16 protein-coding genes and 1 tRNA gene are annotated in these 13545 nt (G+C 69.6%); 9 read left to right on the forward strand and 8 right to left on the reverse strand.

Annotated features, from left to right (window positions below):
• The first annotated feature begins 266 nt into the window (after positions 1–266).
• The 4 genes from ACESK8_RS13430 (at position 267) to ACESK8_RS13445 (ending at position 2877) form a co-directional block, all read left to right on the forward strand.
• Complete coding sequence (locus ACESK8_RS13430) at positions 267–1217, forward strand: DsbA family protein (RefSeq protein WP_372969069.1); 951 nt, start codon at positions 267–269, stop codon at positions 1215–1217.
• A gap of 42 nt (positions 1218–1259) precedes the next feature.
• Positions 1260–1332: transfer RNA gene (locus ACESK8_RS13435), tRNA-Thr, on the forward strand.
• A 60-nt stretch (positions 1333–1392) separates the two neighbouring features.
• The gene (locus tag ACESK8_RS13440; protein ID WP_372969070.1) at positions 1393–1854 is read left to right on the forward strand and encodes a hypothetical protein; all 462 of its coding nucleotides are present in this window, start codon (positions 1393–1395) and stop codon (positions 1852–1854) included.
• A 69-nt stretch (positions 1855–1923) separates the two neighbouring features.
• Positions 1924–2877, forward strand: a complete 954-nt coding sequence (locus ACESK8_RS13445; RefSeq protein ID WP_372969071.1) for an aldo/keto reductase — start codon at positions 1924–1926, stop codon at positions 2875–2877.
• A 27-nt stretch (positions 2878–2904) separates the two neighbouring features.
• Here the strand turns inward: ACESK8_RS13445 and ACESK8_RS13450 are convergent, their stop codons facing one another.
• From ACESK8_RS13450 to ACESK8_RS13475, 6 genes are all read right to left on the reverse strand, one after another.
• The gene (locus ACESK8_RS13450) at positions 2905–3600 is read right to left on the reverse strand and encodes a response regulator (protein WP_372969072.1); all 696 of its coding nucleotides are present in this window, start codon (positions 3598–3600) and stop codon (positions 2905–2907) included.
• Complete coding sequence (locus ACESK8_RS13455; protein ID WP_372969073.1) at positions 3597–4859, reverse strand: sensor histidine kinase; 1263 nt, start codon at positions 4857–4859, stop codon at positions 3597–3599. Before ACESK8_RS13455 ends, ACESK8_RS13450 begins: the two co-directional genes overlap by 4 nt.
• Positions 4860–4896: 37 nt before the next feature.
• Entirely contained in the window at positions 4897–5706 is an 810-nt protein-coding gene (locus ACESK8_RS13460; RefSeq protein ID WP_372969074.1) for an ABC transporter permease subunit, read from the reverse strand.
• Complete coding sequence (locus ACESK8_RS13465) at positions 5703–6614, reverse strand: ABC transporter ATP-binding protein (protein ID WP_372969075.1); 912 nt, start codon at positions 6612–6614, stop codon at positions 5703–5705. Before ACESK8_RS13465 ends, ACESK8_RS13460 begins: the two co-directional genes overlap by 4 nt.
• Positions 6615–6723: 109 nt before the next feature.
• Complete coding sequence (locus ACESK8_RS13470) at positions 6724–7125, reverse strand: MmcQ/YjbR family DNA-binding protein (protein WP_372969076.1); 402 nt, start codon at positions 7123–7125, stop codon at positions 6724–6726.
• 3 nt (positions 7126–7128) lie between these two features.
• Positions 7129–7782, reverse strand: a complete 654-nt coding sequence (locus ACESK8_RS13475; RefSeq protein ID WP_372969077.1) for an SOS response-associated peptidase family protein — start codon at positions 7780–7782, stop codon at positions 7129–7131.
• 104 nt (positions 7783–7886) lie between these two features.
• On the opposite strand from ACESK8_RS13475, the gene ACESK8_RS13480 reads away from it, so the two are divergent.
• A complete protein-coding gene (locus ACESK8_RS13480) occupies positions 7887–8792 on the forward strand; it encodes a DMT family transporter (protein WP_372969111.1) in 906 nt (301 codons plus the stop codon).
• 1 nt (position 8793) lies between these two features.
• On the opposite strand, the gene ACESK8_RS13485 is transcribed toward ACESK8_RS13480, so the two are convergent.
• The gene (locus ACESK8_RS13485; RefSeq protein WP_372969078.1) at positions 8794–9429 is read right to left on the reverse strand and encodes a nitroreductase family protein; all 636 of its coding nucleotides are present in this window, start codon (positions 9427–9429) and stop codon (positions 8794–8796) included.
• Positions 9426–9830, reverse strand: a complete 405-nt coding sequence (gene msrB, locus ACESK8_RS13490) for a peptide-methionine (R)-S-oxide reductase MsrB (protein WP_060926613.1) — start codon at positions 9828–9830, stop codon at positions 9426–9428. The genes ACESK8_RS13485 and msrB overlap by 4 nt, the downstream gene beginning before the upstream one ends.
• A 70-nt stretch (positions 9831–9900) precedes the next feature.
• Between msrB and ACESK8_RS13495 the strand changes: the two genes are divergently transcribed.
• From ACESK8_RS13495 to groL, 4 genes are all read left to right on the forward strand, one after another.
• Positions 9901–10893 (forward strand): DUF2332 family protein, encoded by a 993-nt coding sequence (locus tag ACESK8_RS13495; protein WP_372969079.1) that lies wholly within the window; start codon positions 9901–9903, stop codon positions 10891–10893.
• A gap of 9 nt (positions 10894–10902) precedes the next feature.
• The gene (locus ACESK8_RS13500) at positions 10903–11160 is read left to right on the forward strand and encodes a DUF3263 domain-containing protein (protein ID WP_060926615.1); all 258 of its coding nucleotides are present in this window, start codon (positions 10903–10905) and stop codon (positions 11158–11160) included.
• Between the two features lie 68 nt (positions 11161–11228).
• Complete coding sequence (locus ACESK8_RS13505) at positions 11229–11795, forward strand: LytR C-terminal domain-containing protein (RefSeq protein WP_372969080.1); 567 nt, start codon at positions 11229–11231, stop codon at positions 11793–11795.
• Positions 11796–11917: 122 nt separating this feature from the next.
• Positions 11918–13537, forward strand: coding sequence for a chaperonin GroEL (gene groL, locus ACESK8_RS13510; RefSeq protein ID WP_060926617.1), 1620 nt, complete (start codon positions 11918–11920; stop codon positions 13535–13537).
• Positions 13538–13545: the final 8 nt, after the last annotated feature.

Consider the following 13545-nt stretch of genomic DNA (forward strand, 5'->3'; position numbering starts at 1 on the left):
AGAGGCGGGTGGCCTCGTCGAAAGTCACAGATGCCATTGTGTTTCTCCTTCACCGGCAGGTACGTGCCGGACGATCCGTAGTGATAGAGCGGCGGAGCGATCCGCCGTGACCCCTCATCGGGTCGGGTTCAGTATGGCAGATGGCGGTCCATCTGGGTATTTCTCAGCCAGGCTGGTTAACATCGATCTCGGCCGCTTTTCGCGGCGTTCGCCACCCGAGTGGCGTCCGGGGCCACCCTGCCCCCCTGAGACTGTCTAGAGGAACGATGTCGAGCGACGAGACGCCGAACGTCCCCACCCCTCGCAATTCGCGTGAGGCCGTGCGGGAGAAGGCACAGAAGGTGCACGCCCAGCAGTCGAGGGCGCGCCTGATGCGACGAATCATCCTCGGCGCCGTCGCCATCGTCGCGGTCGGCGCCATCGGCACCGCCATCACCCTCGCCGTCACGGCGCAGGTCTCCAAGCCGCAGCTGACGCCCGCCGGCATGGACCACGACGGCATCCTCGTCTCCGACATCAGTGCAGCGGCCGTCTCCGATGAGGCGATCGCCACCCCGAGCCCCGGCGAGACCGAGGCCGGCGGCGAGGCGACGCCGACCCCCGAGCCCACGACGTCGAGCACCGTCGACATCCACATCTACGTCGACTACCTGTCGCCCGACGCCGGCGAGTTCGAGCGCGCGAATGCCCGCCAGCTCGTGAACTGGATCTCCGAGGGCGCGGCGACCGTGACCTACCACCCCGTCGCGCTCCTGACCGCGAGCTCGAACGGCACCAAGTACTCGCTGCGCTCCGCCGCTGCGGCCGCGTGCGTCGCCACGCACTCGCCCGAGCAGTTCTACGCCTTCAACCACGACCTGCTCGACGACCAGCCCGAGGTGAACACGGACGGCTTCTCGGACGAGCAGCTCGCCGACATCGCCGGCGCCGTCGGGTCGGACAACGTCAAGAGCGTCCGGTCGTGCATCGAGGACCAGGACTACGTGACCTGGGCGAAGGATGCCACGTCTCGCGCACTCGAGGGGCCGCTCGTCGGCTCCGACGACCTCGTTCTGACCGCTGCTCCGATGATCGTCGTCAATGGCGAGGCTTACGTCGGCGCGCTGGACGACCCGAGCGAGTTCTCGCAGTTCGTGCTGACGGTCGCCAGCGACGCGTACTACGCCACGGAGTCGCCCACGCCCACTCCTGCGCCGTCCCCCAGCACCACGCCGTAGTTTCTCGGTGCCTGCCGCCCGTCGCTAAGCTGGGTGGCGTCCGCCGACTTGGCGCAATTGGTAGCGCACCGTACTTGTAATACGGGGGTTGCAGGTTCGAGTCCTGTAGTCGGCACTCAGATCCAGCGGACCGCAGCGGAGCGCGGAGCGTCGTGATGGCGTCAGCGTCGTAACGATGGGGTACCGACTCCTCCCGGATGACGCCGATCCCCGTAGCGTCATGCCCATGCGCAAAGGCAGGAGCAGGCTCATCCCGCTGGCCGCGGTAACGGTCGGCCTGGTGGCCGTGCTCGCGGGCTGCTCGGCGACCCACCCCGCGGCCGTCCGGGTCAATGCCGACGGCTCGGTGGACTACGTGACGTGCGTGTCCGACGCCGACGACTGGTACACGGCCGTCTACGAGTCGGAGGATCAGGAAGAGGGCGTCGAGTTGATGCCCGAAGGACAGCTCGCCTCATCAGCCGAGGGCGTGGTCGTCCACTTCGCGCCACCTGAAGCCGAGTGGCACTCGATGACGATCGGTGCGTCGTACTTCTCTTCGGTACGGATCTACGCCGACAGTTTCACAACGGACGAGTGGAAGTGGAACAACGATGGCTGGTTCCAGGGCGGCGAGAGATGCTCCATCGGGGAGTGAGCGCGATCCCCGTCCGACATTCCCCGTCACGTACGAAATACTGTGCGGAGGTGCCGGGTTGTCCCTGGCATGACCCGTATCGGACACAGTGACCTCGACGTCTTCCCCCTCGCACTCGGCGGCAACGTCTTCGGCTGGACGGCCGACCGCGACGAATCCTTCGCGGTGCTCGACGCGTTCGTCGACGGAGGCGGTGACTTCATCGACACCGCCGACTCGTACAGCTCCTGGGTGCCGGGCAACTCCGGCGGCGAGAGCGAGACCATCATCGGCGAGTGGCTCGCCTCCCGTAAACCCGCGGATCTGACCGTCGCCACGAAGGTGAGCCAGCATCCCGAGTTCTCCGGGCTCGCGGCATCGAACGTCCGCAAGGCCGCCGAGGCGTCGCTCGCGCGGCTGGGCGTCGACACGATCGATCTCTACTACGCGCACTTCGACGATGAGAGCGTTCCCCTCGAGGAGACCGTGACCGCATTCGGGCAGCTCGTGAGCGACGGCCTGGTGCGCAACGTGGCCGTGTCGAACTACAGCGCCGAGCGCATCCGCGAGTGGATCGAGATCGCTCGTCGCACCGGTGTCGCCCTGCCCGTCGCCGTGCAGCCGCACTACAACCTCGTGCACCGCAACGTCGTCGAGGAGACGATCATCCCGGTCGCCCAGGAGTTCGACCTCGGTCTCGTGCCGTACTACTCGCTCGCCAGCGGCTTCCTCACCGGCAAGTACCGCAGCGCGGACACCGCGGGCCAGACCTCTCCCCGCGCCGCCGGAGCGGCGAAGTACGCCACCGAGGCGGGGCTTCGCATCATCGACGAACTGGAGCGGATCGGCGACGCGCACGGAGCGACGATCGCCGCGACCGCACTGGCCTGGCTGCGAGCGAAGCCGACCGTGGTCGCCCCGATCGCCAGCGCCCGCACGGTCGCCCAGGTGCCCGACCTGCTCGCCGGTGCACGCCTGGAACTCGCCGCCGATGAGGTCGAGGCCCTCGATCGCGTCTCCGAGTGGACTCCGGCCACGGCCTGACGCCGGTTCGCTGCCCTTCGGTTCCGCTCAGGAGCCGGCGGGCAGCTCGTCGTCGCTGACGAGCCCCAGGCGGTGCGCCAGGATCACCAGATGGATGCGGTCGCGAGCACCGAGCTTCGACAGGACGCGCCCCACATGCGTCTTCACCGTGGACTCGCTGACGAACAGCGCAGTGGCGATCTCGGCGTTCGTGAGACCCCGGGCGATCTCGAGGAAGACGTCGCGCTCGCGGTCCGTCAGCTCCGAGGTCGGATCCTCGACGGCGGACCGACCAGCTGTGGCGGTGGCACCCAGCTGAGGGGTCACGTGCTCCAGGAGCATCCGCGTCACACGTGGAGCGAGCGCCGCGTCGCCGCGATGCACGGCCCGGATGGCGGAGATCATCTCGTGGCGCTGCGCATCCTTCAGGAGGAAGCCGCTCGCGCCCGCGCGGATCGCGCCGAACGCGTACTCGTCGAGGTCGAACGTGGTCAGCACGAGGACACGGGTCTCGGGGTGCGCGCGCACGATCGCCTCGGTCGCGGCGATGCCGTCGAGTCCCGGCATCCGGATGTCCATCAGCACGACGTCGGGACGCAGAGCCGTCGCCTGGGCGATCGCGGCATGACCGTCGGCGGCCTCGCCGATGACGACCAGGTCGTCCTCGGCTTCGAGCACCATCCGGAAGCCGAACCGGATGAGCTCCTGGTCGTCCACCAGGAGGAGGGTGATCGGGTCGGTCATGGCCGTTCCTTCGATTCGTCTGCGGGATCAGGGGTGCGTGTGGGAAGCTCGGCGCGGAGCATCCACCGGCCTCCCTCGATCGGCTGGGAGGTGATCGTGCCACCGGCATGGGCGGCGCGCTCCGCGAGGCCGCGGAGCCCGAATCCCGAGCTGCCGACGGTCGGTCGGGCGCCGTCGTTGACGATCTCGACCGTCACCGACTCCTCCGAGTAGGCGAGTTGCACAGCGATCGACGTGGCCGAGGGTGCGTGACGCATGGCATTCGTGACGCCCTCCTGCACGATGCGACCGACCGCGTGCGCGACCGTCGGTGCGAGGACTTCGCCTCCGACGACCGACAGCGTCACCGGGTAGCCGGCGCGCTGCGCATGAGCGACCGTCTCCTGAGGGGGCGTCGGCTCCAGGGGCGCGAGAGGGAGAGGCGAGTCGTCGGCGCGGAGCACTCCGAGCATCGCGCGCATCTCGGTGAGAGCGTTGCGCGCCGTCTCCGCGGCGGACGAGGCGGCGGCGCGCGCCTGCTCCCGGTCCGGCGTCGCGGCAGCGCCTTCGGACAGGGCCACGATCACGGTGAGGGAGTGGGAGACGATGTCGTGCATCTCGCGGGCGATGCGCGCCCGCTCATCGGCCGCGGCGAGCTGAGCCTGCTGATCGCGTTCGATGAGCAGCTGACGCGACCGGTCGATCACCGCTGCGAGGTAGCGTTTGCGCCCACCGACGTTGACGCCGATCAGCGTGCCGATCAGGCCGAGGACGACCGACATCAGCACGGCGTTCGCAGCGATCTGCAGGGTGATCACTCCGGTGAGGGTGAGCAGACCGCCGAACGCCGCGAGCGAGGCGACGCCGATGCCGAATCCGGTCCACGCCGCTCGCGACGAGCGGTACACGGCCAGCGAGTAGCAGGTGACCAGCATCAGCGGTGAGCCGATCGGTGCCAGCGCGAACAGGAAGCCCGCCTCGAGCAGGAAGGCCGCCACGAACGGCACCAGGGGACGCGTCCGCCGCCAGAACAGCGTGGCGCAGGCTGCGAGGACCGCTGCGGGGGTCAGGATCGACAGGCCGATCGCGATCGGAGCCGGCAGGTCGCGGGTGATGGCCCCCGCAGGCACCAGCGAGAGGAGCAGGCACACCAGTGCGATCAGCACATCGGCGACCACCGGATGCCGCGCCCAGAACCGGCGCAGCACACCCGGGGGACGCGGCAGCCGCAGCCCCTCGTCCTCTCGGACCGAGGTGCTGCGGCTGCGCGTTCTGCTCACCGGCCGACTCTACGCGGCTGTGCGGTCGGGGGAGTGGTCACGCGTCGCGGGTGCGCAGGACCGCCCACGCCGCGAGCAGGCCACCGGCGACCCAGCCGGCCAGCGTCAGATAGGCGACAGGTCCCTCGAGGGCTGCGCCCTCGGGGAGGATCGCGCTCTGCGCGGCGGCGACGGGCAGGTAGTTCGCGGCATCCATCACCCAGGTCCAGGCCTCGCCGGCGACCGCGAAGAAGCTCGCGACGATGGGCAGCACGAACAGGAGGCCCACGGTCGCGGCGATCGCTCCGGCGCCCGAGCGCAGGATGAACCCGAAGGCGACGCCGATGAGTGCGAACACCGCCATGGCGAGCGACGACACCACGATCGGCAACAGCGAGGCCGAGGGGTCGGACCAGTCGATGCTCTGATCGCGCGGCGCGACGACGGCCGAGACGGCGACGGCCGCGAGAGTGAAGATGACCAGCGACGACACGAACAGGAAGAGCCCGACGACCACGGCCTTGGCGGCCAGCACCGAACCGCGCTTCGGGTTCGCGGCGAGGGTCGAGCGGATCATGCCCGTCGAGTACTCGCCGGTGACCGAGATCGCTCCGAGGATGCCCGCGAGCAGCATCGTGAACTGGATCGGCATGACCACGGCCTGGATGGGCTCGAACCCGGGCAGGTCGATCGCCTGTGCGATGAGCACGGCGATGCCGATCGTGAGGATCGCGGCGATGCCGATCGACCACCACGTGGAGCGCAGGGTGGACAGCTTGATCCACTCTCCGCGCACTGCGCGCACGAAGGTGAGGTGGCGTCCCGTGTCGACGCGCTGACGGGTGAGGGGCGGAGCCTGGACGGTCATGAGATCTCCTTCGTCCGGTATTCGACGGAGTCGCCGGTGAGGGCGAGGTAGGCGTCTTCGAGCGACCCCGTGGTCGGGGTGAGCTCATGCAGAGGGATGCCGCGTTCCGCGGCGAGGTCGCCGATGCGGGAGGCGGGGAGCCCGACGATGTCGAGCAGGTCTGGGGCGGAGCTCACGACCTCGACCGAGGGCCCGCCGACTGCCGCCACGAGGTCGGCCGGCCGCGGCGTGCGCACCCTGACCGTGTTCGTGGTCCAGGCACGGACGAGCTCATCGATCGGCGCGTCGGCGAGGACGCGCCCCCGGCCCATCACGATGACGTGGTCGGCGGTCTGCGCCATCTCGCTCATCAGGTGGCTGGAGAGGAGGACGGTGCGTCCCTCGGAGGCGGCGTGGCGCACGAACTGGCGCACCCAGCGCACGCCCTCGGGGTCGAGGCCGTTGACGGGCTCGTCGAGGATCAGGGTGTGCGGGTCGCCCAGCAGTGCCGACGCGATTCCCAGTCGCTGCCCCATGCCGAGGGAGAACTTGCCGGCGCGCTTGCGGGCGACCGGACCGATGCCCGCGAGGTCGATGACCTCGTCGACGCGGGAGGCGGGGATGCCGTGCGTCGCCGCCATGGCCCGCAGGTGATTGCGCGCCGTGCGGCCCGTGTGCACGGCCTTCGCGTCGAGGAGGACCCCGACCTCGGTGAGCGGCGCCCGGAGTCTGCGGTACTCGCGGCCGGCGACGGTGGCCGTGCCGGACGTCGGCCGGTCGAGCCCGACGATCATCCGCATCGTGGTCGACTTGCCGGCGCCGTTCGGGCCGAGGAAGCCGGTGACGCTTCCCGGCTGGACGGTGAACGACACGTCCTGGACGGCCGTCTTGTCTCCGAATCTCTTCGTGAGGCCTTCTGCTGTGATCATGGGGTCGACGCTACCGAGCATGGTCGGGGCGGCGCGTCCTCCCCGGGTACCGTTCCCCGTTCCGCGGGGGTCCTCCGCACGGAGGATGCCGCGGGACTGCCGTGCCGGCCTATTGTGCTCCGGTCTGTTCCGGTGCCGGCCGCGCGAACAGCTGCGGATCCACCGGCCGCTGGGCTCGCGGGAGTTTCTCGACCACCAGCAGGTACGACTCCGTCACGAGCTCGGTCACCAGCTCGTCCTCCAGCGAGGAACCCGGCAGCAGCGTGATCCAGTGCTTCTTGTTCATGTGGTAGCCGGGCACGATGTCGGCGAAGGTCTCGCGCAGCGCCACCGAGTCATCGGGGTGCGACTTCAGCGTCACGCGTCCGGTGCCGTCCAGCGGCACGAGGAGGAAGACGCGTCCTCGGACCTTGTAGACGTCCCACTCCGGTCCGAACGGGTTCTCCCGGGTCGCGCCGGGGAGCTCCTCGGCGCGCGATGTCGCCGTGGCGATCAGCTGTGTCGGATCCATGCGTCAGAAGAGCCGATCCGCGCCCTTGTCGTCCGCTCTCGGAGCGGCACGCACCCGCTCGTCGAGGGCTGCGGCTGCGGCCAGGGCCTCGTCGATGATCTCCCTGCCGGGCTCGGCGGTCAGCCAGTCGTCGCTCAGGGATGCGGGGATCAGAAGCGGCATCCGGTCGTGGATGCCGGCGAGGTGCTCGGGTGCCGGGCGCATCACGATCGAGTAGCAGGTGAACGACTGTCCGTCGGCGGTGCGCCCGCGCTGGGTGACCGCGGCCATGCCGAACAGCGCGCCCTCATCGACCACGAACTCGTGCCACACCCGCTCGGGCTTCTTCATCTCGTACCAGCTCGTCGCCGGCACCAGGGCCCGGCTCTTCAGCCCGCCCGGCCGGTCTTGCAGCCGCTCCGAGCGGGTGTTGATCGACGGGAACTTCGACGGCTCCCCGCCGACGAGGAATCCCCACCAGGCGGGCTCCAGCTCCGGCGTGCTCTCGGGCTGCACGACGATGGGGTTGAGATTGCGGAGGTTCTTGCCGGTCGGACGCACCGTCTCGCGGGCGTTCTGCTCCGCCCAGTCGCGCAGCCCGTCGAGCACCGCCTCATCGGCGGCAGCGAGGAGCTCGGTGTCGGTGAACCGGGGATCCAGACCATAACTCGCGCACATGCCGCCAGGGTACGCCCCACCCCCCGACATCCGCGCGGGCAGGGCGCCCCGACCCGCTCGGCTAGGGTCGATGGGTGACCCCGACGCGCAGACTCTCCCCGCCGGTGGCGCTCGGAGGAGCGGTCGCGATCGGCATCATGACGGCCGTTCAGGCGCGCATCAACGGCGTGCTCGGCGTGCGTGTCGACAACGGCATCGTCGCCGGACTCATCTCCTTCACCGTCGGACTCCTCGCGCTCGCCGCCGTGATCGTCTGCATCCCGTCGGCCCGTCGAGGGGTCGTGCGCCTGGCAGGCGGGATCCGACAGCGCACGATCCCGTTCTGGATGCTGTTGGGCGGCGCGTGCGGCGCCCTCACCGTCTCGACCCAGGGCATCACCGCCGGGGTGCTCGGCGTCTCGCTGTTCACGGTCGGGGTCGTCGCGGGGCAGACGCTGCACGGCCTCGTGCTCGACCGCATCGGCTTCGGCCCGGCCGGTGTCGTGGCCGTCACGCCAGGACGCGTGCTCGGCGGCGCCCTCGCGCTCGCCGCCGTGGGCATCTCGCTCAGCGGCGACGTGCTGGCCACTGCGCCACTGTGGATGCTGCTGCTGCCGTTCGCGGCGGGCGTCGGCATCGCGTGGCAGGCGGGCACCAACGGACGGCTGGCGCAGCGGGTGCAGTCGCCGATCGCCGCGACCTTCATGAGCTTCATCGCCGGCACGATCGCGCTGCTCGCCGCGGCGGGGCTCAGCATCGTCCTGCGCGGTATGCCTGCGCAGCCGCCCGCTGAGCCGTGGCTCTATGTCGGCGGTCTGCTCGGCGCGGCCTACATCCTGCTCGGCGCGTTCATCGTGGCCCACACCGGCGTCCTGCTGATGGGGCTCGGGTCGGTGCTCGGCCAGCTCACGGCATCCGTCGTCATCGATCTCATCTGGCCGGCGGCGGCGGGTCCTGCGCCGTGGCAGCTGCTCGGGATGGTGGTCGTCGCGGTGGCCTCGGTCGTCGTGGCCCTGCCTCGGCGCCGCTGACCTACTTCTTCTTCGGCTTGGCCTTCTTCTTCTTCGACTTCTTCGACGTGTCCGGCTTCGGTGCCTTCTCCGCCGTCGAGTCGTCCTCCGGATTCGCCTGCGGCGCCGGCATCCGCCGGACGAACGCCGCGGCGTCGACGGCCTTGCGCCGACCGGGGCCTCGGCCCGCAGGCTTCCCGCCGATGTAGAGCCATCCGAGCAGCTCCTCGTCCGTGCCGAGGCCGTGCGCCTTCGCGACGGCCTTCGAGCGGGTGTAGCGCCCGGTGCGCCACAGCACGCCCCATCCGGCCTCGTCGAGCAGCAGGCTCAGCGTGTGGGCGACGCCGGAGGCGACCGCCTCCTGCTCCCAGCGCGGCACCTTGTCGCTTTTGCGGTAGCTGGCGACCACGGCGATCAGCAGCGGCGCCCGGAGCGGCTTCGACGAGGGCGACCGGTCGCCCTCGGCCTTCGCGATCGCCGCTCCCAGCACCTCACGGTCCGCACCGCGCAGTTCGATGAGACGCCAGGGACGCAGCGACGAGTGGTCGGCGACCCGGCCCGCTGCCGCGACGAGCGTGAGCAGCTCCTCGTGCGAGGGGGCGTCGCCGGTGACCTTCGACCAGGACTGTCGTGCTCGGACGGCGTCGAGCGCGCTCACGACTCTTCGGGCGTGAAGTTCAGGGCGAGGGAGTTCATGCAGTAGCGGTCGCCGGTGGGGGTGCCGAACCCGTCGGGGAAGACATGGCCAAGGTGCGAGCCGCAGTTCGCGCAGCGCACCTCGGTGCGCACCATGCCCAGGGTGGTGTCCTCGATCAGCTCCACGGCATCGGGGCGCACCGACTCGTAGAAGCTCGGCCAGCCGCATCCGGAGTCGAACTTCGTGCCGCTCTGGAACAGCTCGGCACCGCAGGCACCGCACGTGTAGAGCCCCGCGCGCTCCTCGTCGAGCAGCTCGCCGGTCCAGGCGCGCTCGGTCGCCGCCTGGCGCAGCACCGCGTACTGCTCCTCGCCGAGCTCGGCACGCCATTCTTCTTCTGTCTTGTCCACGCTGTACGACATCGGTCCTCCTGAGGGTCTGCATCCATTCTCTCGCGTTCGCAGCGCGGCGGCGCCACGAGAGAATGGACGGATGACGGATGCCGTGCAGCTGCGCTACGCCCGCTTCGCCGAGGAGGAGGCGCCCGGTCGCAGCGACCTGTACGCCGAATGGGCGGCAGGTGTCGCCGGTGATCAGGACGTGCAGCGCATCCTCGCCCGCATCCCCGAGAACCGGAGGCAGCCCCCGCTGGTGTTCGCCGTGACGCGAATGCTGGGCATGGGCCTCGAGGGATACCGGAGTCTGCGGTCCTTCCTCATCGCGCACGCCGACGAGGTCGTCGCGGAGTGCACGGCGCGGCGCCTGCAGACGAACGAGCCGCTGCGCCTCGCCCCGCTGCTGCCGGTGCTGTCGGAGATCGAGTGCCCGATCGCCCTTCTCGAGATCGGGGCGTCGGCCGGCCTCTGCCTGTACCCCGACCGCTATTCGTACCGCGTCGTCGGGGCGGACGGAGCGGTGCGGCGTGAGCTCGATCCGGCGGACGGGCCGTCGTCCGTCGTGCTGGAGAGCCGCGTCGACGGCGAGCTCCCCGCCTGGCGGATGCCGGAGGTGGTGTGGCGGGCCGGCATCGATCTCGCACCGCTCGATGCCGCGGACGAGCGGGATCGGCGCTGGCTGCAGGGGCTGGTGTGGCCGGGGGAGGAGGGGCGCGAGCAGCGCGTCACCGCAGCCCTCGACATCGCCGCAGCCGATCCTCCGCTGCTGGTCGCGGGCGACGCCCTCGACCGTCTCGATGCGCTGGCCGCGCAGGCGCCCGTGCACGCGACCCTCGTGATCACGACGCCCGGCGTGCTCGTGCACATCCCCCGCGATGCACGCACGGCGCTGGTGGAGCGCATCCGGAGCCTTCCTGCCCGGTGGATCACCATCGATCCGCCCGCGGTGCTGGACATCTGGGAGCCGCCGATCGACCAGGGCGACTGGACGGGATTCGTCGTGGCGCTCGACGGACGTGTGCGGGCGTCGGCGGATCCTCTCGGGCGTCGGTGGGAGTGGCGCACGGGCGAGAGCCCTGAGTCGACCTAATCTGGTCCCATGCTGGGAGAGCTGACCGAGCGCGATCGCGCGATCCTCGCGCTGGAGACCGCCTGGCCGCGGCACGGCGGCGCGAAGGAGGAGGTCATCCGCGCCCAGCTCGGCATGAGCGCGGCGCGCTATTACCAGCTCCTCGGCCGTCTGATCGATTCAGAGGCGGCGCTGCAGTACGACCCGATGCTGGTGCGGCGACTGCGCCGCATCCGTGATGCGCGGTCGTTCCAGCGGGCCGCACGCACCCCGGGATTCGTCGGCTGAGACGCCACTCGCCACGCGCTGGGGCCGCAGGGAGCGGATACCGAGGTCGGTGCCGTTAGCATCGAGGGGTGTCAAAGCCCACCCGAGATCGATTCGACGACGTCCCCCGCTCGTCCGGACGCGTCGGAGCGCACCGCGCCGAAGCCCCGGGGATGAACGGATGGGTCGTCCTGCTGTGGTCGTTCGTGGCCGCGCTGATCCTGATCATCGGCGGGATCTTCGCAGCGCTCGTGGTCATGGAGCGCATCACGCTGTTCCCCGAGGCGGCGCCGAGCGCGACCCCGACCCCTGTGGAGACCGGCGTCGTGGACGTCACCTACTCGGTGATGATCCTGAACGCCTCCCCGGATGCCGGTCTGGACGAGCAGATGCGCGACGACCTGATCAACAGCGGATGGGCGGCAGGCTCGGTCTTCGCCACCGACAGCGACAGGCAGGACTTCACCACGACCACCGTGTACTACATCGCGGACGAGGACGAGCTGGCCGCCATCGGTCTCGCCCGGCTCATCGGCGGAGCCGAGGTCGAGCAGAGCGATGCCTACGCGAGCCTGAACGACACGGGCGCCAAGCAGCTCACGGTCGTCATCGGGGTCGACCGCACGACGACGGCACCCGAGACGCCGGCTCCCTAGTCCGCCGGGCCGTCCCTCCACGCGGCTTGCACTCGATGGGGTCGAGTGCCAGAATGGCGTTAGCACTCTCTCACTCTGAGTGCTAAACCCAACGTCTACGTCCAGGAGGGACGACAAAACTCATGGCAAAGATCATCGCTTTCGATGAGGAGGCCCGCCGCGGCCTCGAGCGCGGCCTCAACATCCTCGCCGACGCCGTCAAGGTGACGCTCGGCCCGCGCGGTCGCAACGTCGTGCTCGAGAAGAAGTGGGGCGCTCCCACGATCACGAACGACGGTGTGTCCATCGCCAAGGAGATCGAGCTCGACGACCCGTACGAGAAGATCGGCGCGGAGCTCGTCAAGGAGGTCGCCAAGAAGACCGACGACGTCGCCGGCGACGGAACCACCACCGCCACCGTGCTCGCTCAGGCACTCGTCCGCGAGGGTCTGCGCAACGTCGCAGCCGGCGCCGACCCGATCTCGCTCAAGCGCGGCATCGAGAAGGCCGTCGCCGCGATCACCGAGGAGCTCCTCGCCAGCGCGAAGGAGATCGACTCCAAGGAGCAGATCGCCGCGACCGCATCGATCTCCGCCGCTGACCCGGCCATCGGCGAGCTCATCGCCGAGGCGATCGACAAGGTCGGCAAGGAGGGCGTGGTCACGGTCGAGGAGTCGCAGACCTTCGGCACCGAGCTCGAGCTCACCGAGGGCATGCGCTTCGACAAGGGCTACCTGAACCCGTACTTCGTCACCGACCCCGAGCGCCAGGAGGCCGTCTTCGAAGACGCCTACATCCTGATCGCGAACCAGAAGATCTCGAACATCAAGGACCTTCTGCCGATCGTCGACAAGGTGATCCAGGACGGCAAGGAGCTCGTCATCATCGCCGAGGACGTCGAGGGCGAGGCTCTCGCGACTCTCGTGCTCAACAAGCTCAAGGGCATCTTCAAGTCGGTCGCCGTCAAGGCTCCCGGCTTCGGCGACCGTCGCAAGGCGCAGCTGCAGGACATCGCGATCCTCACCGGTGGTCAGGTCATCACCGAAGAGGTCGGTCTGAAGCTCGAGAACGCCACGCTCGACCTGCTGGGTCGTGCGCGCAAGGTCATCGTCACGAAGGACGAGACCACGATCGTCGAGGGTGCCGGTGAGGCCGACCAGATCGAGGGTCGCGTCACGCAGATCCGTCGTGAGATCGAGAACACCGACAGCGACTACGACCGTGAGAAGCTCCAGGAGCGTCTCGCCAAGCTCGCCGGTGGCGTCGCCGTCATCAAGGCGGGCGCGGCCACGGAGGTCGAGCTCAAGGAGCGCAAGCACCGCATCGAGGACGCCGTCCGCAACGCGAAGGCAGCCGTCGAAGAGGGCATCGTCCCCGGTGGTGGCGTCGCGCTGATCCAGTCCGGCACGAAGGCTCTCGACTCGCTGTCCCTCACGGGCGACGAGGCGACCGGTGCGAACATCGTTCGCGTCGCGATCGAGGCTCCGCTCAAGCAGATCGCGCTCAACGCCGGTCTCGAGCCCGGTGTCGTCGCGAACAAGGTCGCCGAGCTCCCCTCGGGCCAGGGCCTGAACGCGGCATCCGGCGAGTACGTCGACATGTTCGCAGCAGGCATCATCGACCCGGCGAAGGTGACCCGCTCGGCACTGCAGAACGCAGCGTCGATCGCGGCCCTCTTCCTCACCACCGAGGTCGTCGTCGCCGACAAGCCCGAGAAGGCCGCCGCTCCCATGGGCGACCCGTCGGGTGGCATGGACTTCTGATCCATCCG

The sequence above is a fragment of the Microbacterium sp. genome (genome assembly GCF_041641055.1).
GTDB lineage: Bacteria > Actinomycetota > Actinomycetes > Actinomycetales > Microbacteriaceae > Microbacterium.